Source organism: Microcella putealis (genome assembly GCF_004216575.1).
Lineage (GTDB): Bacteria > Actinomycetota > Actinomycetes > Actinomycetales > Microbacteriaceae > Microcella > Microcella putealis.
Window position 1 is genome coordinate 259,954 of sequence record NZ_SGWW01000003.1, and the last position, 25,598, is coordinate 285,551.

At 70.0% G+C, this 25,598-nt stretch carries 26 protein-coding genes; 15 read left to right on the forward strand and 11 right to left on the reverse strand.

Translation table 11 applies throughout. The features are described 5' to 3' along the window. The first annotated feature begins 50 nt into the window (after positions 1–50). The 5 genes from EV141_RS08665 to EV141_RS08685 all read left to right on the forward strand — a co-directional run bounded on the left by EV141_RS08665 (position 51) and on the right by EV141_RS08685 (position 2,734). Positions 51–452 carry a YtxH domain-containing protein gene (locus tag EV141_RS08665; protein ID WP_185740103.1) on the forward strand — a complete coding sequence of 134 codons (402 nt, stop codon included), beginning with the start codon at positions 51–53 and terminating at the stop codon, positions 450–452. Positions 453–467: 15 nt separating this feature from the next. Next, positions 468–920 (forward strand): phage holin family protein, encoded by a 453-nt coding sequence (locus tag EV141_RS08670; RefSeq protein ID WP_130485560.1) that lies wholly within the window; start codon positions 468–470, stop codon positions 918–920. Further along, a complete protein-coding gene (locus EV141_RS08675; RefSeq protein WP_157985534.1) occupies positions 917–1,141 on the forward strand; it encodes a DUF3618 domain-containing protein in 225 nt (74 codons plus the stop codon). Before EV141_RS08670 ends, EV141_RS08675 begins: the two co-directional genes overlap by 4 nt. A 77-nt stretch (positions 1,142–1,218) precedes the next feature. Beyond that, on the forward strand, positions 1,219–2,046 hold the full coding sequence (locus tag EV141_RS08680) for a uroporphyrinogen-III synthase (protein ID WP_130485562.1): 828 nt from the start codon (positions 1,219–1,221) through the stop codon (positions 2,044–2,046). 187 nt (positions 2,047–2,233) lie between these two features. Next, positions 2,234–2,734 carry a hypothetical protein gene (locus tag EV141_RS08685; protein ID WP_130485563.1) on the forward strand — a complete coding sequence of 167 codons (501 nt, stop codon included), beginning with the start codon at positions 2,234–2,236 and terminating at the stop codon, positions 2,732–2,734. Positions 2,735–2,739: 5 nt separating this feature from the next. On the opposite strand, the gene putP is transcribed toward EV141_RS08685, so the two are convergent. Beyond that, positions 2,740–4,236, reverse strand: a complete 1,497-nt coding sequence (gene putP / locus EV141_RS08690; protein WP_130485564.1) for a sodium/proline symporter PutP — start codon at positions 4,234–4,236, stop codon at positions 2,740–2,742. Between the two features lie 138 nt (positions 4,237–4,374). Further along, positions 4,375–5,400, reverse strand: a complete 1,026-nt coding sequence (locus EV141_RS08695; RefSeq protein WP_130485565.1) for a 6-phosphofructokinase — start codon at positions 5,398–5,400, stop codon at positions 4,375–4,377. Between the two features lie 181 nt (positions 5,401–5,581). Here EV141_RS08695 and EV141_RS12375 point away from each other — a divergent pair, with 181 nt between their 5' ends. The 5 genes from EV141_RS12375 (at position 5,582) to EV141_RS08715 (ending at position 8,192) form a co-directional block, all read left to right on the forward strand. After that, positions 5,582–5,878: a DUF4190 domain-containing protein gene (locus EV141_RS12375; protein WP_185740117.1), complete on the forward strand. Its 297-nt coding sequence runs from the start codon at positions 5,582–5,584 to the stop codon at positions 5,876–5,878. Positions 5,879–5,943: 65 nt separating this feature from the next. Then, positions 5,944–6,873 carry a DNA-3-methyladenine glycosylase family protein gene (locus EV141_RS08700; protein ID WP_241969189.1) on the forward strand — a complete coding sequence of 310 codons (930 nt, stop codon included), beginning with the start codon at positions 5,944–5,946 and terminating at the stop codon, positions 6,871–6,873. A gap of 24 nt (positions 6,874–6,897) precedes the next feature. Continuing rightward, the gene (locus tag EV141_RS08705; RefSeq protein ID WP_130485805.1) at positions 6,898–7,443 is read left to right on the forward strand and encodes an acyl-CoA thioesterase; all 546 of its coding nucleotides are present in this window, start codon (positions 6,898–6,900) and stop codon (positions 7,441–7,443) included. 48 nt (positions 7,444–7,491) lie between these two features. Beyond that, positions 7,492–7,878: a YidH family protein gene (locus EV141_RS08710; protein WP_130485566.1), complete on the forward strand. Its 387-nt coding sequence runs from the start codon at positions 7,492–7,494 to the stop codon at positions 7,876–7,878. Then, positions 7,875–8,192 (forward strand): hypothetical protein, encoded by a 318-nt coding sequence (locus EV141_RS08715; RefSeq protein WP_130485567.1) that lies wholly within the window; start codon positions 7,875–7,877, stop codon positions 8,190–8,192. Before EV141_RS08710 ends, EV141_RS08715 begins: the two co-directional genes overlap by 4 nt. 21 nt (positions 8,193–8,213) lie before the next feature. On the opposite strand, the gene EV141_RS08720 is transcribed toward EV141_RS08715, so the two are convergent. From EV141_RS08720 to EV141_RS08735, 4 genes are all read right to left on the reverse strand, one after another. Next, positions 8,214–9,050 (reverse strand): oxidoreductase, encoded by an 837-nt coding sequence (locus EV141_RS08720; RefSeq protein ID WP_130485568.1) that lies wholly within the window; start codon positions 9,048–9,050, stop codon positions 8,214–8,216. After that, entirely contained in the window at positions 9,050–10,654 is a 1,605-nt protein-coding gene (locus EV141_RS08725; protein ID WP_130485569.1) for a phytoene desaturase family protein, read from the reverse strand. The genes EV141_RS08720 and EV141_RS08725 overlap by 1 nt, the downstream gene beginning before the upstream one ends. An 86-nt stretch (positions 10,655–10,740) precedes the next feature. Continuing rightward, positions 10,741–11,709, reverse strand: coding sequence for a hypothetical protein (locus tag EV141_RS08730; protein ID WP_130485570.1), 969 nt, complete (start codon positions 11,707–11,709; stop codon positions 10,741–10,743). A gap of 10 nt (positions 11,710–11,719) precedes the next feature. After that, on the reverse strand, positions 11,720–12,610 hold the full coding sequence (locus EV141_RS08735) for a LysR family transcriptional regulator (RefSeq protein ID WP_130485571.1): 891 nt from the start codon (positions 12,608–12,610) through the stop codon (positions 11,720–11,722). 106 nt (positions 12,611–12,716) lie between these two features. On the opposite strand from EV141_RS08735, the gene EV141_RS08740 reads away from it, so the two are divergent. After that, positions 12,717–16,262, forward strand: a complete 3,546-nt coding sequence (locus tag EV141_RS08740; protein WP_130485572.1) for a proline dehydrogenase family protein — start codon at positions 12,717–12,719, stop codon at positions 16,260–16,262. Positions 16,263–16,266: 4 nt separating this feature from the next. Here the strand turns inward: EV141_RS08740 and EV141_RS08745 are convergent, their stop codons facing one another. The 4 genes from EV141_RS08745 to EV141_RS08760 all read right to left on the reverse strand — a co-directional run bounded on the left by EV141_RS08745 (position 16,267) and on the right by EV141_RS08760 (position 20,081). Then, positions 16,267–16,695, reverse strand: a complete 429-nt coding sequence (locus EV141_RS08745) for a DUF4259 domain-containing protein (RefSeq protein WP_130485573.1) — start codon at positions 16,693–16,695, stop codon at positions 16,267–16,269. Between the two features lie 367 nt (positions 16,696–17,062). Further along, the gene (locus EV141_RS08750) at positions 17,063–17,419 is read right to left on the reverse strand and encodes a GntR family transcriptional regulator (protein WP_130485574.1); all 357 of its coding nucleotides are present in this window, start codon (positions 17,417–17,419) and stop codon (positions 17,063–17,065) included. 9 nt (positions 17,420–17,428) lie between these two features. Next, the gene (locus EV141_RS08755; protein ID WP_130485575.1) at positions 17,429–18,547 is read right to left on the reverse strand and encodes a hypothetical protein; all 1,119 of its coding nucleotides are present in this window, start codon (positions 18,545–18,547) and stop codon (positions 17,429–17,431) included. A 61-nt stretch (positions 18,548–18,608) separates the two neighbouring features. Continuing rightward, positions 18,609–20,081 carry a helix-turn-helix transcriptional regulator gene (locus EV141_RS08760; protein ID WP_130485576.1) on the reverse strand — a complete coding sequence of 491 codons (1,473 nt, stop codon included), beginning with the start codon at positions 20,079–20,081 and terminating at the stop codon, positions 18,609–18,611. 174 nt (positions 20,082–20,255) lie between these two features. Here EV141_RS08760 and aceA point away from each other — a divergent pair, with 174 nt between their 5' ends. From aceA to EV141_RS08775, 3 genes are all read left to right on the forward strand, one after another. Then, a complete protein-coding gene (gene aceA, locus EV141_RS08765) occupies positions 20,256–21,551 on the forward strand; it encodes an isocitrate lyase (RefSeq protein ID WP_130485577.1) in 1,296 nt (431 codons plus the stop codon). Positions 21,552–21,591: 40 nt separating this feature from the next. After that, positions 21,592–23,283 (forward strand): malate synthase A, encoded by a 1,692-nt coding sequence (gene aceB / locus EV141_RS08770; protein WP_130485578.1) that lies wholly within the window; start codon positions 21,592–21,594, stop codon positions 23,281–23,283. Positions 23,284–23,396: 113 nt separating this feature from the next. Then, the gene (locus EV141_RS08775; protein ID WP_130485579.1) at positions 23,397–23,774 is read left to right on the forward strand and encodes a hypothetical protein; all 378 of its coding nucleotides are present in this window, start codon (positions 23,397–23,399) and stop codon (positions 23,772–23,774) included. Between the two features lie 39 nt (positions 23,775–23,813). On the opposite strand, the gene EV141_RS08780 is transcribed toward EV141_RS08775, so the two are convergent. Further along, a complete protein-coding gene (locus tag EV141_RS08780; RefSeq protein ID WP_130485580.1) occupies positions 23,814–24,245 on the reverse strand; it encodes an Lrp/AsnC family transcriptional regulator in 432 nt (143 codons plus the stop codon). A gap of 205 nt (positions 24,246–24,450) precedes the next feature. Between EV141_RS08780 and EV141_RS08785 the strand changes: the two genes are divergently transcribed. Next, positions 24,451–25,506 carry an extracellular solute-binding protein gene (locus EV141_RS08785; RefSeq protein ID WP_130485581.1) on the forward strand — a complete coding sequence of 352 codons (1,056 nt, stop codon included), beginning with the start codon at positions 24,451–24,453 and terminating at the stop codon, positions 25,504–25,506. The last annotated feature ends 92 nt before the right edge of the window (positions 25,507–25,598 follow it).

Genomic DNA, 25,598 nt, shown 5'->3' on the forward strand with positions numbered 1-25,598 from the left:
GACCAGTTGTCCCGGCCGACCGATCCGGCCGAGAAGAGACGGAGGACACCATGCGCGGCAAGATCCTGTTCGCCACCGGCATCGCCGTCGGCTACGTGCTCGGAACCCGAGCCGGCCGCGAACGCTACGAGCAAATCAAGAAGGCGGCCGACCGCTTTTGGGGCGACCCCCGCGTGCAGCGGCAGGTCGACAAGGTCGACGGCTACGTGCGCGAGAAGGCCCCCGAGGTCGCCGAATTCGTGACGGACGGCGCCAAGAAGGTCGTCACCACCGTCATGAACAAGAAGGATGCGCAGGGCAGCTCGTCGAGCTCGTCCCGTTCGCGTGCATCCTCGTCGAAGAGCGCTGCCTCGAAGAGCTCGACCGCGTCGAAGAGCTCGTCGACCCGCAAGGCTCCGGCGAAGCGCAGCACCACGTCGAAGGGCTCGAGCTCGAGCTCGAGCTCGTCGTAACCCGAGGGGATCGCCATGACTGACCCCCTCGACGCCACCACGCCGCCGCGAAAGATTCCCGGCCAGCCCCCGCGCGAGCGCCGCAAGTCGCTCGGCCAGCTCGTCGCCGAGCTGCCGCGCCTGATCACCGAGCTGATTCAGGCCGAGATCGCGAGTCTCAAGGCCGAGATCTCGAGCAAGCTGAAGTCGGTGGGCATTGGCGCGGGCCTGCTGGTTGGCGCCCTCGTCGTCGTCTTCTACGCCTCGCTCGTGCTGGTCGCGGCCGGCGTGCTCGGCCTCGCCACGGTGTTGCCTGCGTGGGCCGCCGCCCTCATCGTCGGCGTCGCCCTGCTTCTCATCGCCGGCCTCATCGCCGGCATCGGCATCGCACAGCTGAAACGCGGCATGCCCCCCACCCCCAGTGACACGATCGACAGCATCGGCGAGGATGTGCGCGCCGTCACCGGCACGCAGAAGGGAGCATCGTGAGCGACAGCCCCATCCGCCCCGCAAAAGAGGTGCGCGACGAGCTCGCCGCCACCCTCGACGAGCTCGAGACGCGCCTGAATCCGAAGGTGCAGGCCAGTGAGCTGAGCCGCCGCGTGCGCGCGGGGTACGCGAAGAACCCCGTGCCGTACCTGATCGGCGCCGCGGTCGCGACCGCCGTCGTGGTGGGCCTCGTGGCCTGGGCGATCGCCGGCGACGACTGAGCCTGACTCTGCGCGCAGCCTGGGCATCCGACTCGCCGATTTGGGTTCCCAGCGACGCGGGGTCATCATGGTAGGCGATGTCCACCATCCGCGAATTCACCGTTGAGCGCACGCCAACGGCCGCGCTCCCGGTCATCAAGCCCCTGCTCGGGTGGCGCGTTCTCGTGCCCCGCGGGGGCAAGTGGGGCGACGGAATTTCCGCCCAACTGCGCGCGCTCGGCGCCCAGCCGGTGATCGCGCCGCTCATCAACTTCGCTCGCCCCGAGAACCCCGAACTGCTCGTCGCCGCGCTCGGGCGCCTGCAGGAGGGCCGCTACGACTGGCTCGTCGTGACGAGCGCCACCACGGTCGACGTGCTCGTCGGCCACGGCGTGCGCCTGCCCGAGTCGACGCGCGTTGCCGCTGTCGGTGAGACGACCGCCCAGGCTCTGCAGCTGGCCGGTTATCGGGTGGATGCTGTGCCCAGCGATCACTCGGCGCGCGGCCTCGTCAAGGAATGGCCGGGCGGCGCCGGGGTCAGCGCTCTCATTCCGCAATCGGAGATTGCGGAGGCGACCCTTGTGCAGGGTCTCGCCGAGCAGGGCGTCGACGCCGAGTTCGTCGGCGCGTACCGCACGGTCGGGGTGAAGGCTCCGGCCGAGGTCGTCGCCGACGTGGCCGGCCGCCGTATCCGCGCGATCCTCGTCAGCTCGGGCAGTGTGGCCCGCCAGGTGGCCGAGCAGTTCAGCCCCCTGCCGAGCGAGGCCGTCGTCGTCTGCATCGGCCCCCGCACCGCCTTTGACGCTCGCGCCGCGGGCCTCGCCGTGCACCGCATCGCGGAAGACCGCTCGAGCTCATCGCTCGTGCGCGCCCTCGCCGAGTACGCGTTGGACCCGGACGACGCGCACCCGCCGGTCATCTCTTAGAAGTCAACACGTGCGCTAACGTGAGCGTACTTCTGCACTGACGAGAAGGCCGCAACACATCCGCGGCGGTCGCCGGCGAAGTGTGTCCGTTTTCTCCTTACATGAAGGTGAAGTGCCCATGCGGCGTCCGCGACCTCGATCAGTCAAGCGGCCCGGCTCCGCTCGCGCCTCATCGGGAGCGTGGGCCGTGTGGCCGGTAGCCGGCCTGTACGTCGGCTTTATCTCCGCTGCGACGTCCTACTGGCTCGTACTTGCGGTTCCCGTAGTGCTGGGTGCGGTGAACGATGGATCACCGCTCGGCAGGGTCCTGCCGGGTCTCTTGCTGTGGTCTGCATTCATGCTCGGCGGCATTCCGTATGTGGTGGTGAACGCGGTCGGCGGCGCGGTGGTCGCCATCGTCGCGGCTGTGGTCCGCCGGATTCGCTGGGTCACCATCATCGCGCTGCTCGTCTTCGTCGGATGCTGGGTTGCGGTAACCCAGGTGTGGGGAACGATCTTGTGGCGCTCGGGCGACGTGCCCTGGTGGTTCCTCGTCGCGGGCGCGATACCCACGGTGATGGTGGTGGCCTGTGCGAGCGCGTTGAGTTGCGTGGCGCAGCAGGCCCCAGACGACGACGCTGCACACATCCCTCCCGCCGCAGCTATTGCTGAGGGGCAAGAGCAGCGCGCCCTCGCCCCTCAGCAATAAGTCGCCTACTTCAAGGTCGGCACCGATGCGGTCATCGCGACCGTGTCGTCGAACTCCTCCGTGACCTCCGCGTTGGCGCGGAAGGTCGCGAGGCTCACCGCGACGGTGACCACGAGGCTCGCGATGAAGCCCGGGATGATCTCGTAGAGCTCGAAGCCAAGGGCATCCCAGATGAACACCGTGGCGGCGCCGACGATCATGCCGCTGAGCGCGCCCCAGTTGGTGAGCTTGCGCCAGAACAGCGACAGCAGCACCAGCGGGCCGAAGGCCGCACCGAAACCGGCCCACGCGAAGCCGACGAGCTCAAGAATCGTGCCGCCCGGGTCGAGCGCGATGAAGACCCCAATCGCGGCGACGACGAGCACGCACACGCGGCCCATCGTCACGAGGAAGCGCGACGAGGGCTCGGTCTTCGCGACCACCTTGTAGAGGTCTTCGACGAGCACCGACGAGCAGACGATCAGCTGGCTCGAGACGGTGCTCATGATCGCGGCGAGCACGGCAGCGAGCACGAGGCCGGCGACGAGCGGGTGCAGCAGGGTCTGCGCGAGCAGCAGCGTGACTGTCTCGGGGTCGCCCAGCTCAATGCCGCGGCTTGAGAAGTAGGCGAGGCCAGCGAGACCAGCAGCCACCGCGCCGACCAGCGACACGATCATCCAGGTCATGCCGATGCGACGGGCGGGCTTCACGGCCTGCACATCGCGCAGCGCCATGAAGCGCACGATGATGTGCGGCTGGCCGAAGTAGCCGAGACCCCAGGAGAGTGCCGAGATGACAGCGAGCACGGTGGCGCCGGTGAGCGCATCGCCACCGGTCAGCGACAGGGTGTCGGGGGCGACGCGGGTGATCTCGTCGACGGCCGGGCCGAATCCGCCGACGGCGACGATCGCCATGACGGGCAGCAGGATCAGCGCAATCAGCATGATTACGCCCTGCACGACGTCCGTGAGCGAGGCGCCGAGGAACCCGCCGAACAGCGTGTAGGCGAGGGTGACGCCGGCGACGATCATCATGCCGGTGAGGTAGGTCGAGCCGAACGACTGCTCGAAGAAGACCCCGCCGGCAACCATCATCGACGCGACGTAGAAGGTGAAGAACACCAGGATGACGAGACCCGACGCGATGCGCAGCACGCGGCTCTTATCGCGCAGCCGGTTCTCGAAGAAGCTCGGCACCGTGATCGAATTGCGCGAGCGCTCGGTGTAGGCGCGCAGGCGCGGTGCCACGAACTTCCAGTTCAGGTAGGCGCCGATGGTGAGGCCGACGGCAATCCAGCCTTCAATGAGGCCGACGGCGAAAATGGCGCCGGGAAGGCCGAGCATGATCCAGCCCGACATGTCGGATGCGCCGGCGCTGAGGGCCGCCGCCCAGGGTGGAAGCTTCCTCCCCGCCAGCAGATAATCCTCGTGGGATTCGGTCTTCTTGTAGGCGTAAAAACCGATAGCAAGCATCACCGCGAAATAGATGACGATCGCGCCGATTTGATAAATCTCGTCGGACATGACGTTTCTCCTTGGTCGCTGTCACCCACGGGGTGCCGCGGGCACAATCGACCAGCCTAACAAAGGCTGTGAGTTGCGCCTGAGATAGGCGTGCATCCGAATGCGTGATCGCGCGCCGAATGGGCGACGCCGACGGGCTTAGCCGAAGAGCAGCGCGGCCTCGTCGTAACGCTCCTGCGGCACGGTCTTCAGCGAGCCGAGCGCCGCCTCGAACGGCACGAACACGATGTCGGTGCCGCGCAGCGCGACCATCTGACCCCAGCGGTGGCCGTTCACGGCGCGCACCGCCGCCATGCCGAGGCGGGTGGCGAGCACGCGGTCGTAGGCACTCGGGGTGCCGCCGCGCTGAATGTGGCCGAGCGTCGTCGCGCGCGTCTCGATGCCGGTGCGGGCCTCGATCAGCGGGGCGAGGCGTTCGCCGATGCCGCCGAGGCGCGGGCGACCGAAAGCGTCGAGCCCGCGGTCGTTGTGCGGCTCGTCGTCGCCCTCGAGCGTGAAGCCCTCGGCGACGACCACGAGCGGGGCGCGGCCGCGGTTGTAGGCGCTCTGCACCCACTCGGTCAGCTGGTCCATCGAGGTGCGCTGCTCGGGAATCAGAATCGCGTGCGCGCCCGCGGCCATGCCCGAGTGCAGGGCGATCCAGCCGACGTGCCGGCCCATGACCTCGGCGACCATGCAGCGGTTGTGCGCGTCGCCCGTCGTGCGCAGGCGGTCCATCGCCTCGGTGGCGATGCCGACGGCGGTGTCGAAGCCGAAGGTGTAGTCGGTCGCGTCCAGGTCGTTGTCGACCGTCTTCGGAACCCCGACGATGCGCACGCCCGCGTCGGTCAGGCGCTTGGCGGCGGCCAAGGTGCCTTCGCCGCCGATCGCGATGAGCGCATCCAGGCCGTTCTCGTTCATGACCTCGTTGATGCGGTCAACGCCGCCGCGACCCTCGAAGGGGTTCGTGCGGCTCGTGCCGAGAATCGTGCCGCCCTGCTTCGAGATGCCCTTCACCTCGTGGCGGCCGAGCGTCATCGTGTCGTTCTCGACGAGGCCCTTCCAGCCGTCGCGGAAGCCCACATACTCGTGCTCGTGAACGGTCGTGCCGGTCAGCACGGCACCGCGAATAACGGCGTTCAGGCCGGGGGCGTCGCCGCCGGAGGTCAGCATTCCGATGCGCATAGCACCCATCTAAGCGCGTGGCGGTAGCCGACGCGAAAACGGCGGATGCACGCCTCGCCTCATTCGCGAACAAACGGAATCGGGGGGCTCGCCCTACTACCCGGCGGGCCGACCCGTCAGTATCGTGGCGGGAAGCACCATCCCGGCACGTCGCTAACCACCCTCACCACCAGGAGCACACATGACCGACGCACCCCCTCCCGCCTACTCGCAGCCCGCGCAGCCCGCCGTGAACCCCGGCCAGACGCTCGGCATCGTCGCGCTGATCTGCTCGTTCTTCTTCCAGATCCTCGGCCTGATTCTCGGCATCGTGGCGCTGAACCAGTCGAAGAAGGTCGGCATGAAGAACGGCCTCGCCGTCGCCGCCATCTGGATCAGCGCGATCCTGCTGGTGCTCGGCGTCATCATCTTCATCGTCAGCATCGCGCTGTTCGGATCGCTCGCTGCATTCACGACCGAATACAGCTTCGCGCCCTGATCGCACCACCGACCGGCGACCGCGCCGAGCTCATCGACCCCGACGGGCCGTTTGAGCTCGGCGCGGTGCTGTTTCCGCTGCGACGCGGGACGGGCGACCCGACCCAGGTCTGGGAGGGTCAGCGCGGCGGGGCGGGCCCCGCCTGGCGCGGCCAGCTGACCCCCGATGGCCCCGCGACGATCCGGATGCACGCCCTCGGCCCCGGCGCACGTGGCGGCATCGACATGCGCGCCTGGGGCCCCGGCGCCGACTGGTCGCTCAGCCACGCGCGCGAGCTGCTCGGCCTCGACGACGACGGCTGGCCGGCTTTCGACGCGCTGCTCGCCGGGCTTGCCGCCGACGGCGACCCGGCGGCCGCGGCCCTGCAACGCCTGCGCCACCGGCGGCCGGGGCTGCGGCTCTTGCGCACGGGCCTCGTGCTCGAGTCCGCCGTCGCGGCCGTGCTCGAGCAAAAAGTCACCGGGGTCGAAGCGCGGCGCAGCTGGCGGCAGCTGATCCGTGCGCACGGCGCGGAGGCGCCGGGGCCTGCGCCCGCCGGGATGCGCATCCTGCCGACGGCCGAGGCGTGGCGGAGCATTCCCGACCACGAGTGGCACCGGGCCGGCACGACCCCCGCCCGCCGCGACACCATTCGCCGGGTCGCCGCCGTCGCCCCGGCCCTGCAGCGCACGATCGCTGTGGGGCGCAACGCCGGCGCCGACGAGCGGCTCGTCGCCGGGTTTCGGTCGATTCCGGGCCTCGGCGGGTGGACGCTCGCCGAGATCGTGCAGCGCGCCCACGGCGACCCCGACACCGTGAGCGCCGGCGACTACCACCTGGCGCACGGCGTCACCCACTGGTTCACCGGGCAGCGGGGCGACGACGCCGAGATGATGCGGCTGCTTGAGCCGTACCGCGGCCACCGGCATCGGGTTGTGCGATACATCGAAGGAAGCGGGGTCGAGACGCCCCGCTACGGTGCGCGAATGACCATCGAGGACCACCGCGACCGCTGACCCCACTACCGTCGCGGCGTGAACATGTTTTTCCGCCTCGTCTGGCTGAGCATCCGCGCGCGTTTCGGCGAGCGCATCCAGCCGACCGACGTCGCCCGCACCAGCTTCCGCGTCTGGCCCACCGACCTCGACGTGCTCATGCACATGAACAACGGCGTGTACCTGTCGATCATGGATCTCGGTCGCATCGACCTCATGGCGCGCTCGGGCGCGTGGCCGCGGCTGCAGAAGCTCGGCTACTACCCGGTCGTCGTGTCGTCGACGATCACCTACCGGCGCTCGCTCGAGCCGTGGCAGAAGTTCGTCGTCGAGTCGGCCATCATCGGCCTCGACGACAAGGCCGGCTACGTCGAGCAGCGCTTCGTGCGCGACGGAGAGGTGTACGCACGCGCGATCGTGAAGGCGCGGTTCTTGAAGAAGTCGGGCGGCACTGTGCCGATCGACGAGCTCGCCGAACTGTTCGGCCTCGACCCGGCCGACCACCCGCTACCCGAGTGGGTGCACGAGTGGAGCACGCGCGCGGCCCTGCCCACCCGCCGCGAGCCCGCGCCCAGCACCTGGGAAATCTGAGCGATCGTTGCCGCGCGCGCAGGTCGTCGCGCGAGTACTCTCGGCGTCGTGACCGACGACGACCGCCGCCCCCGTTCTGTCTACTCGGTGGGGGAAGACCCCGACCCGCAGGTGTCGCTCGCGAACGAGCGCACCGCCCTGTCATGGATGCGCACCGCACTCGCGCTCGTCGCCGCCGGGGTGGCGCTGGCCACCCTCGTCAGCTTCGGCGACCTGCCCGCGCTGCTGCTGATCATCGCCGCCGTGTCGAGCCTCGCGGGCGCCGTGCTCGCCGGCTGGGCGCTCGCTCACTGGCGCACCGCTGAGCGCGCGCTGCGCCTCGGCAAGCCCATCCCCAAGCCGAGTGCCCTGCCCTGGCTCACCGTCGGCACGGTCGCGGTCGCGCTGCTGCTCGCCGCGTTCGTCGCGTTCGAGGCGATCGAGCGGGCCGGATGACCGCATCCGCATCGACCGAAAGCGGCGACGTCGACGACGACCGCGACCGGTCGAGCCTGTCGTGGCAGCGCACGATGGCGCAGGCGGCACTCGTCGTCCTCTTCGCAGCGGTCACGAGCATCCGCGTCGGTGAGCCGGTCGTCACGATCGGCGCCGCCGTGCTCGCCGTCGTCGCCTTCGGTCTCGCCGCGTTCGCGCCGAGCGCCGGTCGCCGCAAGGCTGCCTGGCCGCTCATGCGCTCGGCCGCGATCGTGACGATCGTCGCCGGGATGCTCGGGGCGGCGATTCCGCTCGCCCTGCTGTTCACGGCGTAGCGGCGCCCCGCGGAGCCTCCGCTACCCGCGCAGCAGAATGCGCCGCGTGACGCGGTCCATCGCCCGGTCGCTCAGCAGGCGTCGCGCGCCGACAACGGTCTTCGCCGAGGCGGGAACAGCCTCGCGCGTCTTCGGTCGGCGCGCGGTCGCCGCCCGCACGATCGCGTCGGCGACCTGCTCGGGGGTGCCGGCCGTGCGGCCGCCGTCAATCTTCTCGTAGGTGGCGCGCATGCGGCGGGCGATGTCGGCGTACGGCCCCTCACCCGAGATGGCCGTCATGCTCTCGCGGGCGATCGTGTTCCACTCGGTGCGAATGGGCCCCGGCTGGATGATCGTCACGTCGATGCCGAACGGCGCCACCTCGAGGCGCAGCGAGTCGCTGAGACCCTCGACGGCGAACTTCGTCGCGTGGTACCAGGCGCCGAGCGGCTCGTAGATGCGGCCCGCGATCGACGACACGTTGATGATGCGGCCACTGCGCCGCTCGCGCATCGACGGCAGCACCAGCTGGGTGAGGCGGGCGAGGCCGAACACGTTCACCTCGAACTGACGACGCGCCTCCTCGAGCGGCACCTCCTCCATCGAGCCGTACGAGCCGTAGCCGGCGTTGTTGACGAGCACGTCGATGCGGTTGCGTTCCGTCAGAATCTGGGCGACAGCATCCGTCATGCTCTGGTCGTCAGTGACGTCGAGAGAGAGCGTGTGGGCGCCGCGCTGCTCGATGCCGGCCATGCGGTCGACGCGGCGGGCGCCGGCGTAGACGATGAAGCCCTGCGCCAGCAGGCGATCGACGGTGGCCTCGCCAATGCCGGAGGAGGCCCCGGTCACGAGCGCGACCCGGGCGTTCTGCGCGCTCATCACCATGCGCCTCCTCGCTCCTCGAGGACCGCCATGGCAGCGTTCTGCCCGCCGATCGCGCTCACCGCGCCGCCACGGCGGGCCCCCGAGCCGCAGAGGTAGACGCCATCGACGCCGGTCGCGACGCCCCAGCGCTCGGCCGGGGTCTGCGCACCCGCGGCATCGCCGTCTTCGAGCCACGGCCACGCGAGGTCGCCGTGGAAGATGTTGCCGCCGGGCAGGCGCAGCGACTGTTCGAGGTCGCGGGTGGTTTTCGTTTCGACGCAGGGGTTGCCGTTGCCGTCGGTCATGAGCAGCGACTCGATCGGCTCGGCGAGAACCGAGTTGAGCGAGTCGATGACGGAGTGTTGAAGCTGGTCGCGCATCCGGTCGTTGGTGTCCTTACTGAGCAATCGATCGGGGGTGTGCAGGGCGAAGACGGTTAGCGTGTGGGCGCCGGCCGCCTGCAGGTCGGGTCCGAGAATCGTCGGGTCGGTCAGCGAGTGGCAGTAGATCTCGGCGGGCACCGGGTCGGGCACGCGGCCCGCGCTCGCCTGGTCGTACGCCGACTGCAGTTGACTGAACAGCTCGTTGATGTGGAATGTTCCGCCGAAGGCCGCTGCCGGGTCGATGCTCGCGTCTTTCAGGCGGGGCAGGCGCGTGAGCAGCAGGTTCACCTTCACCTGCGCGCCCTCGGCCGCGGGTTCGTGAACGCGGGATGCCGTGCTCGCGCCGTTCGCGTCACCCGCGGCGAGCAGGCGGTTCAGTTCGCGCGGCGAGGCGTTCACGAGCACACGCTCGGCCGCCACCCGGTGTTCGGCGTCGCCGACCCGGTAGCTGACGACGCGGTCGCCGTCGAGGGCCGTCACCTCGGCGCCCGTGGTGAGGGTCGCGCCGGCGAGGCGGGCCGCGCGGGCGAGCTCGCCGGTGACGGCGCCCATGCCGCCGACGGGCACGTTCCAGTCACCCGTGCCGCCGCCGATGACGTGGTACAGGAAGCAGCGGTTGGCGGCGAGGGTCTCGTCGTCGTTCGAGGCGAAGGTGCCGATGAGGGCGTCGGTGTACGCGACGCCGCGCACGAGGTCGCTCGCGAAGGTGCGCTCGATGGTGCGCCCGACCGGCTGCTCGATGAGCGCATCCCAGAGCGCGTCGTCACCGAGCGCGGCGCGGGCCTCGCTGCGTGTCAGCAGGGGGTCGGTCACCGTGGGGAAGAGGGTGCGGGCGAGACGGGTGGTTCCGTCATAGAAGGTGCGCCACGCATCCGCATCGTATTTCGCGCCAATCGCGGCGAACGACGCGTCGGTCGCGGCGGAGTCGTGGTTGTCGACGAGGAGGCCGCCCTCGCCGCCCGGCACCGGCGTGTACGACGAGTAGCGGCGCGGGGCGAGGCGAATCGACAGCCCGAGGTCGTCAATGATGCGCTTTGGCAAGAGGCTGACGAGGTACGAGTAGCGGCTCAGGCGGGCGTCGATGCCGGCGAACGCTTCGGCCGAGACGGCGGCGCCGCCGACGGTGTCGAGCCGCTCGAGCACCTCGACGTCGAGGCCAGCGCGGGCGAGGTAGGCGGCGGCGGCGAGGCCGTTGTGGCCGCCGCCGATGATGACGACGTCGCGACGAGTGGTCACGTGGGTGCTCCTGCTGCGGGGGAATCAGTGGTGCGGTGCGTCGTCAGCCTATGCAGGCGCAGGCATGCTGTGCACGCCTGGGGAGGTCACTGGGTGCGCGGCGAATCCGTGGTGCGCTCGGCGACCGGTTCGGCGACCGGTTTGCTTGGGGTTTCGGCACGGCGGCGGCGTGCGACGTCGAGCGCGACGCCGCCGATCACGCCGATCGCCAGCGCAACCGCCAAGGGTGGGAGGGCAACCTCGACGAGACCGAGCGCCATCCAGAACACACCAACGCCGTAGTCGAGCATCTCGAGCGGGTTGCGGGCGAGAATACGGCTGCCCGCGGCGTTTCCGACACCGGTGAAGAACGCGGGGCCGATCCATAGCGCGGCCACGCTGACCACGACGGCAACGACGCGGCCGACGGTGCGGAAGCCGCACCAAGCGATCACCGCCCCGACAAGTACCGCGGGCATCCAGCGCAGCGCCATCAGCAGACCGTCGGCGAGCGGCGAGAGCCCGGAGGGGTCGGAGAGGAAGAGCTCGCGTAGCGCGATGCCGAGCCACGAGCCCGAGACCACGGCGGTCATCGACAGGGCGATCGCGGCGCCCGGCACCGGTGCCTGGGCGACGAGCAGCAGCACGAGCAGTCCCACGACGAATGCGACAGCGCAGACGGCCACGAGTAGCGCCAGATACAGGGATGCGCGCACCGATTGTTCGAGCACGCCCACCGTCACCACCACCGACTGAATGATCGCGATGAGCTGCACACCGAGGGTTCCACCGACGAGGGCACGCGTGCCGCCGGGCGGGCGCCGCTCGGCGAGGATGCGCGCCGCAAGGCCGGAGGCAGCCGAGCCGACCACGATGAGGGCGACGATGGTGCCGAGAAAGTATTGGTTGAGCGGCAGCAGGGCGATGGGCATGTCGAGCGTGCCGGCCTCGCCCAGGTTCTGCAGCGGCAGCCGCGCGCCCGTGATGAGCCACGGCAGCAGGCCGACGAGCGCGCCGCCTGCCCCGATTCCGAGCCAGACGAGAGGAGAAAGCGAGGAACGATCGACAGCGGCCATGGTGGCGAGGCTAGGGCACAAACGCGACGGCCTGCGTCAACACTGCACGCACGGCGACGATCGCGGGCCTGACCGCGGCGGGCACCCGCGCCGAGGTGAAGACCGTGCGCTGCGGGTCGCCCTCGAGCGTAATGAGGGGGATGCGCGGCGTCTCGCCGCCCCACACCAGATCGGGCAGCAGCGCCACGGCGTGACCGGCCTCGACGAGTCGAATGTGCGCCTGCAGGTCGGCCGTCTCGAAGCGCACGTCGGGCTCGAAGCCGGCGAGACGGCACTGCTGTTCGGCGAAGTGGCGGCTCGCGGTGCCGCGCGGCTCCATGACCCAGGCGGCGCTCGCCGCGTCGGCGAGAGAACGGATGCGCGCGGTCGTTGGCGGCACGCCCAGACGCAGGGCGTCGTTCAGCAGGGGAACGCGGTCGAGGTCGGTGCGGCGCGGGGCGGCGTGCGCCGGGTACTCCTCGGCGATGACGAGGTCGAAGTCGCGGGCCCACACCTCGTCGAGTGCGCTCTCGGGCTCGCGCTGGGTGATCTCGACCCGCACGGCCGGGTACTGCTCGGCGAGCAGCGTGAGGGCGCGCGGCACGATGCCGAGCGCGGCCGACTGAAAGACGGCGAGCCGCACGGTTCCGCTCGGCGAGCCCGTCGCTTCGGCGAGGGACTGCTCGAGGCGTTCGAGCTCGTCGAGCACCACGCTCGACCCCTCGGCGAGTAGTTCGCCGGCCGGGGTGAGCTGCAGGCGGCGTCCGACGCGTTCGAACAGGGTCGCGTTCGCCTCGAGTTCGAGTTGTGCGAGCTGCTGCGAGACGGTGGAGGGTGCGTACGAGAGGGCGCGGGCGACGGCGTGCACCGTTCCGCGGCGACGCAGTTCGCGTAACAGGCGCAGTCGACGTGGGTCGAGCATCCGAAGCCCCTTCGATGCGAATGCCAGAGATTGTTCGTCATATTCGCACAGAACTGTGCGGAAAGGCCCGCTATGAGCGAAGGGTGACAGGTGTCAGGCTTAGCTCATGAGCGAGATCACCGTGGATGCCGCGACCGGGAACGACGCCGCTGACGCCGCCGTGCAGCGCGTGCGAGGCTGGCTGGCCGACGCGGCCGGCGCCGCGCCCGACCCCGCGGCCGAGCGCCTCGCGGGGCTGCTACAAGACCCCGACGGCCTCGACTTCGCCATCGGCTTCGTCGACCGCGTCGCCCGCCCCGACGACCTCGGCGTCGCCGCGCGCGAGCTCGAGCGCCTCAGCCGGCGCGTGCCGAAGTTCTTGCCGTGGTACCTGCGCGGGCTCATCGTGCTCGGCGGCGGCTTTGCGCCCCTCTTGCCCTGGCTTATCGTGCCGATCGCCCGGCGGGTGCTGCGCCACATGGTCGGCCACCTCATCATCGACGCGACCCCCGAGAAACTCGGCCGCACGCTGGGGCGCCTGCGCGAGAACGGCGACCGGCTCAACATCAACCTGCTCGGCGAGGCGGTGCTCGGCGACGCCGAAGCCGACCGTCGCCTTGAGGGGCTGCACGCGCTCGTCGCCCGCGACGACGTCGACTACGTCTCGGTGAAGGTCTCGGCGATCGTCAGCCAGCTGTCGATGTGGTCGTTCGACGAGACCGTTGAGCGCGTCGTCGAGCGTCTCGCGCCGCTGTACCAGCGCGCCGCGTTCGGCGGCACCCCCACGTTCTTGAACCTCGACATGGAGGAGTTCCGCGACCTTGACCTCACCATCGAGGTGTTCACCCGGCTGCTTGAGCGGCCGGGCCTCGGCCAATACGAGGGCGGCATCGTGCTGCAGGCGTACCTTCCCGAGGCGGTGCCCGCACTCGACCGCCTGACCGCGTGGGCGCGGGCCCGGCGTGAGGCGGGGGGAGCGGGCATCAAGGTGCGCGTCGTGAAGGGCGCGAACCTCGCCATGGAGCGCGTCGAAGCGGCCGTACACGACTGGCCCTGCGCCGTGCTGCCGTCGAAACAGGCGACCGACGCGAACTACAAGCGCGTGATCGACCGGGCGCTTGACCCGGCGCGCGCATCCGCCGTACGCATCGGGGTAGCCGGGCACAATCTGTTCGACATCGCGTGGGCCCTGCAGCTGGCGTCGGCTCGCGGCGTCGCCGACCGCGTCGAGATCGAGATGCTCATCGGCATGGCGCCCGCGCAGGCCGACGCCGTGCGCGCGACCGCCGGGGGGCTCTTGCTCTACACGCCGGTCGTGCACCCCCGCGACTTTGACTCGGCGATCAGCTACCTCATTCGCCGGTTGGAGGAGAACGCGTCGAGCGAGAACTTCCTCTCCGGCGCCTTCGAGCTCGCCGACGACGCACGCATGTTCGCCCGCGAGGAGGAGCGCTTCCGCCGCTCGCTCGCTGAGCTCGCCGCCGCTCCGGGCGAGCCGGTGCGGCACCGCGTGCAGAACCGGTCAACGGACGCCCCGCACCCGCAGCCCAACGGCGTCGGCGTCGACGAGGGCTTCGCCAACGAGCCCGACACCGACCCCTCGCTGCCGGCGAACCGCGCGTGGGGGCGCGAGATTCTGCGGAGCGCTGCTGACGCATCCGTTTTCGCGGCTGGCGACGCGGCGCTCGCCGCCGCCGCGGTGCGCGACGCGGGTGCGCTGGAACGCATGATGGCGGATGCGCGGGGAAGCGCATCCGCGTGGGCGGCGGCGGGTGCCGATCACCGCGCGACCGTGCTGCACGCCGCGGGGCGCGTGCTCGCCGAGCGGCGGGCCGAGCTGCTCGCGGTGATGACGGCGGAGGCGGGCAAGACTCTCGCCGAGGGTGACCCCGAGGTGAGTGAGGCGATCGACTTCGCGCATTACTACGCCGAGAGCGCGCGTTCTCTTGCCGACGTCGCGGACGCGCAGTTCGACCCGGTGCGCCTGACGGTGGTGGCGCCGCCGTGGAACTTCCCCGTGGCGATTCCGGCGGGCAGTGTCTTGGCGGCACTCGCCGCGGGCAGCGCGGTCATCATCAAGCCGGCCCCGCAGGTTCGGCGCTGCGCGGCGGTGATGGTCGAGGCGCTGTGGGCGGCGGGCGTGCCGCGCGAGGTGCTGCACCTCGTCGACGTGCCTGAGAACGAGCTCGGCCGTCAGCTGATCAGCCACCCGGCGGTTGACCGGGTGGTCTTGACCGGCGCGTTTGAGACGGCCGCGCTGTTTAGGTCGTGGCGACCCGATCTGCCGATTCTCGCCGAGACGAGCGGCAAGAACGCGATCATCGTCACCGCGTCAGCCGACTACGACTTGGCGGCGGCCGACATCGCGAAGTCGGCGTTCGGCCACGCGGGCCAGAAGTGTTCGGCCGCGTCGCTCGCGATTCTGGTCGGCTCGGTCGCCGATTCGGCGCGCTTCGAACGGCAGTTGCTGGATGCCGTCACCACGATGAAGGTCGGCTGGCCGACCGACCCGGTGAGCGTTGTTGGCCCCCTGATCGAGCCGGCTTCGGGGAAGTTGCTGCGGGCGTTGACGCAGCTGGAGGGCGACGAGTCGTGGCTCGTGCAGCCGCGCGCGCTCGACGGTTCGGGCCGCTTGTGGTCGCCCGGCGTGAAGCGCTGGGTGGCGCCCGGCAGCGAGGCGCACATGACCGAGTTCTTCGGCCCCGTGCTCGGGCTGATGCGTGCCCGCACGCTGGAGGAGGCGATCGAGCTGCAGAATGCGACGCCGTTCGGTCTGACGGCGGGCATCCACTCGCTCGACGCCGACGAGGTGGGGCAGTGGGTCGACACCGTTGAGGCGGGCAACCTGTACGTGAACCGCGGCATCACGGGCGCGATCGTGCGCCGCCAGCCGTTTGGTGGCTGGAAGCGCTCCAGCGTCGGCGGTTCGACGAAGGCGGGTGGCCCGTCGTACGTGTTCGGCTTCGGTACCTGGAAGCCGGTCGCCCGCGAGCCGAAGAAGAACCTGTCGCTGCGGCACCTCGGCGAGGCGGCGGCGCGCGTGCTCGAGGCGGCGCAGCCCGGCGTGGACTTTGCGGGCTTCGACGCGGCACGCGCCGGTGCGCTGAGCGACGAGAAGGCGTGGGCCGCCGAGTTTGGGGTGTCGCGCGATGCGTCGGCGCTCGGGGTCGAGCGCAACGTGTTGCGGTACCGGCCGGCCTCGGTCGTCGTGCGGCAGGCCGAGGGCGCGCCCCTCGCGTCGGTTGTGCGCGTGTTGGCGGCGGCGGCGCGGGCGCGCGCGGCGGTGACGCTGAGCGTCTCCGAACCGTTGCCTCCCGCGCTGCTCGCGCTGGTGGAGGACGAGTTCGACGGGGCGCTGCTTCACGATCCGGATGCGCGGGTCGCGATTGAGACGGATGCCGCGTTCGCGGCGCGCGTGCGTTCGGAGCTGCCGGAGCGCATCCGCCTGATTGGGTCGGACGGTGTGGTGCCGGGCTCGGGCCGCACCGGAGCCGATGTCGCGCGTGAGCTGCTGCACGCGATCGACGGAGACCCAGGCGTGGCGATTTGGTCGGGCCCCGTGACGACGGCCGGGCGCGTGGAGTTGCTGCCGTTCCTGCGCGAGCAGGCGGTGTCGATCACGGCCCACCGCTATGGCAACCCGTACCCGCAGCTCGCCGAGCTGGAGGTCTAGGGAGCTAGGTGCCGCTGCCGTCGCTGCCGGTGCCGCTGAGCGCCTCGCGGAGGCGGTCGAGCGCGTCGGCCCACGCGGCGGGGTCGCTTTCTTCCCAGAGTTCGGCGAGTTCGCCGTCGGGGTGGGCGACGTGGTTGACGGCGCGGAGGGCCTGGGCGCGAAGCTCGCCGCCGGGCGTGCTCACGCGGCCCGCGAAGGCGGCGATCGTCTCGGTGTGGGCGTCGCTTTGGGTGGGGCGCCCGAGGCCGTGCGCGACGGTTTCGGCGGCCGCGAGGGCGACGGATGCGATGTCGGCGTCGAGCTCGTTCGGCTCGGTTTCGAGGGCGTCGTCGAGCGCGTCGATGACGATGCCCCAGTCGCTCGCGTCGTCGAGCTCGTCCGCCCAGTCGGCGGCGTCGTCGTTACCGACGGGGAATGCGCTCCAGGTGCCCATGCGCCGATGCTAGGCCTGCGGGTCGCCCCGCCGACACCCCCTTTTCGAGCGCCCGCGCGATGCCCGAGGCCCGCCTGCACGAGCTCTCGACGTCGTCGCGGCGGCGCTCACCTCCAGGCGATGGACATCTACCCCGGATGCTTCCACAACAGCGGGAAACCGAATACGCGTCATCGGGTACTTCCACAACCGCGGGGGCGCGAGTCGTTTTCAGATTGCCGCGGTTGTGGACGCTCACCGCCGGGAGCATGACGGGGGTTCGGTTTCCCGCTGTTGTGGAAGGTCCCGAGGGGGTTAAACGCCGTCCGGAGGTCGGGCGCAGTGTCGCGTCGGCGCGGGAAGGCCGGGCGCGGTATCGGGGCGACCGTCAGGCGCGGAGGGCCGCGTCGATGTAGGCGCGGGCGGCTGTGGCGTCGACGCCGAGGCGGCGCACCGTATCGGCGTAGCTGCGGGCGGCCTCTTGGGCCGCGCGCTCGGTCGCGTCGCCCTGGGCGCGCACGAACGAGCCGTTGCGCCCGCGGGTCTCGATGACGCCGTCGCCCTCGAGCTCGCGGTAGGCGCGGGCGACCGTGTTGACGGCGAGGCCCAGGTCGTCGGCGAGGCGCCGAACGGTCGGCAGCTTGGCCCCCGCGGCGAGCTCGCCCGAGCGCACGGCGTCGCGCACCTGCACGCGAATCTGCTCGTACGGCGGCACCCCCGCCTCGGCGTCGACCCTGACCAGCATGGGCTGAGACTACTGCGCGTCGCGGCGGTGCTCGGCGTCAGCGGTGGGCTCGTCTCGCGTGGCAGACGCACCGGCGGCGTCCGCCTCGGCCGAGACCTCGCTGTATCGCGACGGCCGGTCGAGGTTCGGGTTCAGCGCGAACTGCGGCCACAGGGTGCGCTGCACGTGACGCTCCGGACTGCGCACCGCGATCACCACGGTGACAGCAACCAGCAACACAATGCCGAGCGGCGCCGCAGCATTCAGCGCGACGAGGGATGCGGTTCGCCAGTCGGCGGGAAATGTCGCTCCGATTGACACGAGACCGATCAGGCCGCTGCCGCCCGTCAGGACGAAACCGATCGCCAACAGATCGCGAATGCTTCTGCTGGTCAGAGCATCGCTCCAGGCGAGCGCATTGTCGTCTCCGCTGAGCGCGCGTGCTCGTTGTGCGCGCGCGGTAAACGAGGGCACCGCGAGCGTGATCACCGCTCCCGCCACCGACAGTGCAGCGAGCGGACCCAGCCCCATCCCGCCTACTACATCGCGGCCGTTCGTCCACGGAGCGCGGCTGAGGGCAAAGACCAGCACGGTGAGGGGGACGGAGACCAGCGCGCTCAGGCGCGCCAGACGCGATTCGAGCGGGTCGACAAGCGAGGAGAGCGGCAGCGCGGTGATGCGGGCGGTTCGCGTTGACCGGCCCGCATCCGCTGCCGCGCGTCGGCCGAACGCTCCGCCGATCAGTGACCCCACGAAGGAGCTCGTCCAGATCGCACCAAACATGGCGATCGACGTCGCTACCCCGAACGGCGTATCCGAGTCCGACAGTGACACGAGCATCGCGGTCATGATCGGTCCCGCGACAACAAGGAGTCCAATGAGCCCGCCGCGAGTGCGGAGCGTGAGATACCGGTTCAGCGGTTCGACGAGCTCGTCGGCAATAACCAGGTTGTATCGCTGGGCCCAACGCGCCAGATCGTCGTCCATCCGACGGCGGGAGAAGGTGCGCGCCAACTGCCACATGAGCGCGCCGAGAATGGCGACGACGACAACGAAAAACGTCACTACGCCGCCGAAAAACACGTCAGACGGAATCTCGACTTCAATGACGTTCGAGGCGAGCGGCCCTGCAAGGGGTGCGACGCGCATCCATCGAATGTAGCAATACAAAACGCGCTCGTCGAGTGTTGCTCACAGGCCGGCCGCGCCGCTACGGCCCTGACGGGGCGTGCCGCTCCAAGAACCCGTACACCTCGCCGCGGTCGACCCCTGGGAACGCGTCGGCCGGCACCGCCGCGAGCAGCGACGAATGGATGCGCGCCTGCGGGCGGGCGGCTCCGCTCCAGCGGGCGGTGAGCGGCTCGGGCGCCAGCCGGCAGCACGACGGGTCAGGGCAGCTTGACTCCCCGCGACGGCCCGTCTCGCGGCCGCGGAACCACTTCACGTGCGCGAACGGCGTGCCCACCGAGATCGAAAACTCGCCCGCCGAGCCCGACTCGATGCGCGACGTGCACCAGTAGGTGCCCGTCGGCTTGTCGGTGTACTGGTGGTACGCGCTGAAGCGGTCGGGCTCGTCGAAGACCTGCCGGGCCGACCACTTGCGGCAGACGACCTGGCCCTCGACGGCGCCGAGCGCATCCGTCGGAAACTGCACGCTGTCGTTCTCGTACGCCTTCGACAAGACCCCGCTGGTCGACACCTTCAAGAAGTGCACCGGAATGCCGAGGTGCTCGGTCGCGAGGTTCGTGAAGCGGTGCGCGGCCGTCTCGTACGACACCGCGAAGGCGTCGCGCAGGTCCTCGACGGCAAGCTCGCGGCGCTGCTTGGCTCGCTCGAGGAAGTCGACGGCGCCCTTCTCGGGAATGAGCAGGGCCGCGGCCAGGTAATTCGTCTCGACGCGCTGGCGCAAGAAGTCGGCGTAGTCGCGCGGCTCGGGCCGGCCCAGTACGTGACCGGCCAACGCCTGCAGCAGCGCCGTGCGCGGGTCGCGCCCCGGCGGCAGGTGCGCCGGCAGGTAGATGCGGCCATTCTCGAGATCGGTGATCGACCGGGTCGAGGCCGGCAGGTCGTTCACGTGGTGCAGCGAGAAGCCGAGGTGCGCGGCGAGCTCGGCGGCGACGCGCTGCGGCAGCGGGCCTCCCTCGTGCTTCACGGCAGCGAGCAGCTCGGACGCCTGCGCCTCGAGCTCGCCGAAGTAGTTGCCGCGTTCGCGCATCGCCCGGCGCAGCTCGGCGTTGGCGCGCCGCGCCTCCTCGGGCGTTGCGGCCCGCTCGCGGTGCACCCGCTGCAGCTCGTCGTGCAGCGCGAGGATCGTCTCGATCGCCTCATCGCTGAGGCTCTTGCGCACCGGCAGCGGCGCGACACCAAGCCCAGCAAAGAGCGGCCCGCGCTGCGCCTTCTCGAGCGCGATCTCGAGCGCCGCGCGCCGGCTCGGCGGCTGCGGGGCGAGCAGCGCGTCGAGCCCCACCCCGATCGTGCGGGCGATCGTCTGCAGCTCGGTCAGCTTCGCCTCACGCTTTCCGTTCTCGAGGCTCGACAGGTGCGACGGGGCCACCCCGACAGCGTTGGCGACGTCGGCGAGGGTGAGCCGCGCATCCGTTCGCAATTGACGGATGCGCCTGCCCAGCGTCAACGGATCGGTCACGTCATCAGCCTGGTCGCCTGTCGTCGCCATCTCGAGCATGCGACGACCCTGCCAGGCCGCAATCTTCAGCGCAACTGAAATCTGCGTGTATTTCAGTCCGGATTTCGTGGTTTGAGCATCCGAAGTTCGCCCAGAGTCGATGACACGACCAGCCGGCAGCTCGACATCGATTGACGAGCGAGACCGGTAGAAGCACCGACGAAGGAGCATCCGATGAGCACCACCCGCCCCGGCGACCAGACGCAGACCGCCGCCGAACTCGAGACCAGCTGGAAGACCGACGCCCGCTGGGCCGGCGTCACCCGCGACTACTCGGCGGAAGACGTCGTCGAGCTGCGCGGCCCCGTTCGGGAAGAGCGCACGCTCGCCCGCCGCGGCGCCGAGCAGCTGTGGGAGCTCATTCAGCAGAACGTCACCGACCCCAGCGAGTGGACCTACGCGCTCGGCGCCCTCACCGGCAACCAGGCCGTGCAGCAGGTGCGCGCCGGGCTCAAGGCCATCTACCTGAGCGGCTGGCAGGTCGCCGCCGACGCCAACCTGTCGGGCCAGACCTACCCCGACCAGAGCCTCTACCCGGCCAACTCGGTGCCCGCGGTCGTTCGCCGCATCAACAACGCGCTGCTGCGCGCCGGGCAGATCGAGCCCAACTCGCGCGAGTGGATGGTGCCGATCGTCGCCGACGCCGAGGCCGGATTCGGCGGCCCGCTCAACGCCTACGAGCTCATGCACGGCATGATCGAGGCCGGCGCCGCGGGCGTGCACTGGGAAGACCAGCTCGCCAGCGAGAAGAAGTGCGGCCACATGGGCGGCAAGGTGCTCGTGCCCACCAGTCAGCACATCCGCACCCTCCAAGCAGCTCGGCTCGCCGCCGACGTCGCCGACGTGCCGAGCGTCATCATCGCCCGCACCGACTCGCTCGCCGCGAACCTGCTCACGAGCGACGTTGACGAGCGCGACCGCCAGTTCACCACCGGCGAGCGCACCGCCGAGGGCTTCTACGAGGTCGAGCCGGGCCTGCCCGCCGTGCTCAGCCGCGCGCACGCCTACGCCGAGTACGCCGACCTCATCTGGGTTGAGACCTCCGAGCCCGACCTCGAGCTCGCCCGGGCGGTCGCCGAGAGCATCCACCGCGAGTACCCGGGCAAGCGCCTGGCGTACAACTGCTCGCCGTCGTTTAACTGGAAGATGCACCTCGACGACGCGACGATCGCAAAGTTCCAGCGCGAGCTCGCGTCGATGGGATACGCGTTCCAGTTCATTACGCTCGCCGGCTTCCACGCCCTCAACCACTCCATGTTCCAGCTCGCCCGCGGCTACAACGAGCGGCAGATGAGCGCCTACGTCGAACTGCAGGAGGCGGAATTCGCCTCCGAGGTCGACGGCTACACGGCCACGCGCCACCAGCGTGAGGTCGGCACCGGCTACTTCGACCGGATCGCCACGGCACTGAACCCGACGAGCGCAACGCTGGCGCTCGTGGGTTCGACCGAGTCCGAGCAGTTCCACTGATCCGCGCGGTAGACGCGGAAACCAGAGAGTCGAGACGACCATGAACACCACACCCACCACCAGCCTGACCGTGACCGGATCGCTGCGCGACCGCTACGACGAGATCCTGAGCCCCGAGGCGCTCGCCTTCGTCGGTGAGCTGCACGACCGCTTTGCCGGCCCCCGCCACGACCGGCTCGCCGACCGCATGAAGCGGCGCTACGAGCTCGGCAACGGGCGCGATCTCGGCTTCATTCCGGAAACGGCATCCATTCGTGAGGATGCTGACTGGCGCGTCGCCGGCGCTGGCCCCGGTCTCGAGGACCGCCGCATCGAGATCACCGGGCCGTGCGACCCGAAGATGACGATCAACGCCCTCAACTCGGGCGCGAACGTCTGGCTCGCCGACCTCGAAGATGCGACGAGCCCGACGTGGAGCAACATCATCGAGAGCCAGCTCTCGCTGTTCGACGCGATCCGCGAGCAGCTCGAGTTCACTGCGGCGCCGGTTGATGGGCAGCCGGGCAAGCGCTACCGGGTGACCGACCCGTCGCGCACGCCGACGATCGTGATGCGCCCCCGCGGGTGGCACCTCGTCGAAAAGCACATCGAGCACACCGACCGCGGCGGCCAGCGCTTCGCCGCCAGCGCGAGCCTTGTCGACTTCGGGCTCTACGCATTCCACAACGCGCATGAACTCGTGTCGCGCGGTCGGGGGCCGTACTTCTACCTGCCGAAGATCGAGTCGCGGCACGAGGCTCGGCTCTGGAACGACGTCTTCACCTTCACCGAAGAGCGTCTGGGCCTCGCCCACGGCACGATTCGCGCGACCGTGCTGATCGAGACGTTCCCGGCCGCCTTCGAGATGGAGGAGATCCTCTATGAGCTGCGCGATCACTGCGCTGGCCTCAACGCCGGCCGCTGGGACTACGTGTTCTCCATCATCAAGAACTACCGCGGCCGCGGCCAGTGGTTCGTGTTGCCCGACCGCGACAAGATCCTCATGACGCTGCCGTTCATGCGCGCGTACACCGAGCTGCTCGTGCAGACCTGCCACAAACGGGGAGCACATGCCATTGGCGGTATGAGCGCGTTTATCCCGAACCGGCGCATCCCCGAGGTGACTGAGCGGGCGCTCGAGCGCGTCGCCGCCGACAAGCGGCGCGAGGCGAACGACGGATTCGACGGGTCGTGGGTCGCGCATCCTGACCTGATCCCCGTGGCCCGCGCCGAGTTCGACCGCGTGCTCGGCTCACGACCGAACCAGCTCGATCGGATGCGCGAGGACGTTCACGTGACCGCGCGTGACCTGCTCGACATCCGCTCGGCCGGGGGAGAGGTGACGCTTGCCGGCGTGCGCGCCAACATCTCGATCACGGTGCGTTACCTCGAGGCCTGGCTGCGCGGCACCGGAGCGGTGGCGCTCGACAACCTCATGGAGGACGCGGCGACGGCCGAAATCAGCCGCTCGCAGCTGTGGCAGTGGATCCACCAAGACACCGTCACGGCCGAGGGTGAGCAGATCAGCCGTCAGTTGGTTGAGCGGCTGCTGCGGGAGGTGCTCGCCGAGCTGCCGACGCCCGAGGGTCACAAGCTCGCCGAGGCGGAGGACGTGTTCCGCGAGGTCACGCTGCAGGAGGTCTTCCCGACCTTCCTCACCGTGCCCGCCTACACGCGGTACCTCGTCGAGCGCGACGAGACGGAGGCGGGCGAGCCCGTCGACGTCGAAGATCGCGAGTCGATCAACGCGTAACGTACGCGCGTCACACGAACGCCCGCTCGATTCCCCGAGCGGGCGTTCGTCGCGTGTGTGTGATCGGGCCAGCACTACTCGCGATTCACAGAGATCGGCACTAACGTGAGGAGATGACAGCAACCGTCTCGCGCCCCATGCGGTCGACACACACAGTCAGACACTTTGTCGTCGACACGATCGTGGTCGCCCTGGGCTTAGGTCTCTCAGCACTCGTGCTTGCCGTTGCGCCTGCGCCCGAAGCGTGTGCTTTTTCCCTCCCCACGCCGGGTCCGTGCTTTGCGGGTGATCGCGACCTCATCGCCCTCGTCGCCGTCATCAGCGTGGCGCTTCTTGTCGGAGTCGGTGTTGTCGCTAACCACTTGCTTCACGGCCGCGCACGTCAGTTCACCGTCACCGGCGCAACCGTGATCGCGATTGTCTTTGGCCTGCTCGGTGCGAGTTCCCTGCACTTCAGCTACTGGATCATCCACCCGTTCTGGCAGCTGTAGCCAGGCGCGCGGCGGCAGCCCCCAAGAGGTCGCGAAGCCTTACTCGCGGTGCACGAGGCGCGAGAAGACGATCGCCGAGCGGGTGTGGTCGACGTTGGGGGCCGAGCGCACGCGCTCCAGTGCCTCCTCGAGCGAGGGGATGTCGCGGGACCGCATGTGCACGATGGCGTCGGCCTCGCCGGTGACGGTGCCAGCATCCACCACCTCGGGCACGGCCGACAGAAGGCGGCGCAGGTCGTCGGGCGAGACGGTTCCGCGGCAGAAGAGTTCGACGTAGGCCTCGACCGCGAGCCCCTCGACCGCGGGGTCGACCTGCACCGTGAAACCCCGAATGACCCCGTCGGCGACCAGGCGGTCGACGCGGCGCTTCACGGCCGACGCCGACAGGCCCACCACATCGCCGATGTCGCCGTACCCGGCCCGAGCGTTCTGCCGCAGCTGGTCGATGATGCGCGAGTCGATGGCGTCCATGGGGCGAGCGTACGCGCATCCGTTGCGTGACAACGAGGGGCAACGCATGAGACCTGCGTGAACGGGCGCGATCCGCGAATCTGAACGCCCGCCCTATACGCGGGTCGCAAGGTTAGGCTAACCTTACCTCTGGCGCCGCCGATGGCGCCCCCGGCCGGGCACCGCCCGCCGGCTCTCCCCTCCTACAACCGGAGCCGATATTCGCATGCGCGCCAACCGCATCCTCGCCCCTGCCGCCCTCACCGCCGCCATCGCCCTGATGGCTGGCTGCGCCGCCGGTACTCCCGACACTGAGCCGACCGCGGGCGGCGATGCCACCGCCGACAGCGCGGGCTCGTTCACCCTCTACTCGGGCCGCGACGAAGACCTCGTGCAGCCCCTCATCGACCAGTTCGAAGACGAGACCGGCATCGAGGTCGAGGTGCGCTACGGCAACACCGCCGAACTCGGCGCGCTGCTGCTCGAAGAGGGCGAGGCGACCCCCGCCGACGTGTTCCTGTCGCAGGACGCCGGCGCCCTCGGCGCCCTCAGCGCCGCCGAGCTGTTCACCACGCTGCCCGACGACATCGCGGGCACCGTACCCGCCGGCTTCACCTCGACCGACGGCAGCTGGGTCGGCGTCACCGGCCGCGCCCGCGTCGTCGTCTACGACGGCGAGCAGTACACCGAGGACGAGCTGCCCGACACGATCGAGGGCTACGTCGACGGCAGCTTCGACGGAACCCTCGCGATCGCGCCGACCAACGCCAGCTTCCAGTCGGCTATCACCGCGCACCGCGTGCTGCTCGGTGAAGACGCAGCCGAAAAGTGGCTCACCGACCTGCAGGCGACCGACCCCGAGATTTTCGAGGGCAACACGCCGATCCTGACCGCCGTGAACGACGGCGCCACCGACGCGGGCCTCATCAACCACTACTACTGGTTCCGCCTCGCCTCCGAGGTGGGTGTCGACAACATGCGCGCGCAGCTGAAGTACCTCGAGGCGGGCGACCCCGGCTCGATCGTGAACGTGACGGGTGCGGGCATCATGGCGGGTTCGGCCGACAATGAAGCCGCCCTCGCCTTCGTCGAGTACCTCGTCTCGGAGGCCGGCCAGACGTACTTCGTCGAGCAGACCTTCGAATACCCGCTCGTTCCCGGCATCGACGCCCCCGAGGGTCTGCCCTCGCTCGAGTCGCTCGTGAACCCCGAACTCGACCTGAGCGACCTCGACGACCTGTCGACCACCCAAGAGCTGCTCGCTCGCGTCGGCCTGATCTAGCGGGGAACGAACACACCTACCCGCCCCGTCGGCGGGATGCACGGGGCCGGGCGTTCGAGAGGACGTCCGGCCCTGCCGCATCCCAGCCACCA

Bases quoted from the DNA above. Each gene is read 5' to 3' on its own strand.
- EV141_RS08760 (WP_130485576.1), bottom strand. From the start codon at position 20,081: ATGCTCGAGATGGCGACGACAGGCGACCAGGCTGATGACGTGACCGAT.
- EV141_RS12375 (WP_185740117.1), top strand. From the start codon at position 5,582: ATGACCGACGCACCCCCTCCCGCCTACTCGCAGCCCGCGCAGCCCGCC.
- EV141_RS08735 (WP_130485571.1), bottom strand. From the start codon at position 12,610: ATGCTCGACCCACGTCGACTGCGCCTGTTACGCGAACTGCGTCGCCGC.
- EV141_RS08755 (WP_130485575.1), bottom strand. From the start codon at position 18,547: ATGCGCGTCGCACCCCTTGCAGGGCCGCTCGCCTCGAACGTCATTGAA.
- aceB (WP_130485578.1), top strand. From the start codon at position 21,592: ATGAACACCACACCCACCACCAGCCTGACCGTGACCGGATCGCTGCGC.
- EV141_RS08740 (WP_130485572.1), top strand. From the start codon at position 12,717: ATGAGCGAGATCACCGTGGATGCCGCGACCGGGAACGACGCCGCTGAC.
- EV141_RS08775 (WP_130485579.1), top strand. From the start codon at position 23,397: ATGACAGCAACCGTCTCGCGCCCCATGCGGTCGACACACACAGTCAGA.
- putP (WP_130485564.1), bottom strand. From the start codon at position 4,236: ATGTCCGACGAGATTTATCAAATCGGCGCGATCGTCATCTATTTCGCG.
- EV141_RS08670 (WP_130485560.1), top strand. From the start codon at position 468: ATGACTGACCCCCTCGACGCCACCACGCCGCCGCGAAAGATTCCCGGC.
- EV141_RS08720 (WP_130485568.1), bottom strand. From the start codon at position 9,050: ATGAGCGCGCAGAACGCCCGGGTCGCGCTCGTGACCGGGGCCTCCTCC.
- EV141_RS08730 (WP_130485570.1), bottom strand. From the start codon at position 11,709: ATGGCCGCTGTCGATCGTTCCTCGCTTTCTCCTCTCGTCTGGCTCGGA.
- aceA (WP_130485577.1), top strand. From the start codon at position 20,256: ATGAGCACCACCCGCCCCGGCGACCAGACGCAGACCGCCGCCGAACTC.
- EV141_RS08680 (WP_130485562.1), top strand. From the start codon at position 1,219: ATGTCCACCATCCGCGAATTCACCGTTGAGCGCACGCCAACGGCCGCG.
- EV141_RS08780 (WP_130485580.1), bottom strand. From the start codon at position 24,245: ATGGACGCCATCGACTCGCGCATCATCGACCAGCTGCGGCAGAACGCT.
- EV141_RS08750 (WP_130485574.1), bottom strand. From the start codon at position 17,419: ATGCTGGTCAGGGTCGACGCCGAGGCGGGGGTGCCGCCGTACGAGCAG.
- EV141_RS08785 (WP_130485581.1), top strand. From the start codon at position 24,451: ATGCGCGCCAACCGCATCCTCGCCCCTGCCGCCCTCACCGCCGCCATC.
- EV141_RS08745 (WP_130485573.1), bottom strand. From the start codon at position 16,695: ATGGGCACCTGGAGCGCATTCCCCGTCGGTAACGACGACGCCGCCGAC.
- EV141_RS08705 (WP_130485805.1), top strand. From the start codon at position 6,898: ATGTTTTTCCGCCTCGTCTGGCTGAGCATCCGCGCGCGTTTCGGCGAG.
- EV141_RS08695 (WP_130485565.1), bottom strand. From the start codon at position 5,400: ATGCGCATCGGAATGCTGACCTCCGGCGGCGACGCCCCCGGCCTGAAC.
- EV141_RS08715 (WP_130485567.1), top strand. From the start codon at position 7,875: ATGACCGCATCCGCATCGACCGAAAGCGGCGACGTCGACGACGACCGC.
- EV141_RS08665 (WP_185740103.1), top strand. From the start codon at position 51: ATGCGCGGCAAGATCCTGTTCGCCACCGGCATCGCCGTCGGCTACGTG.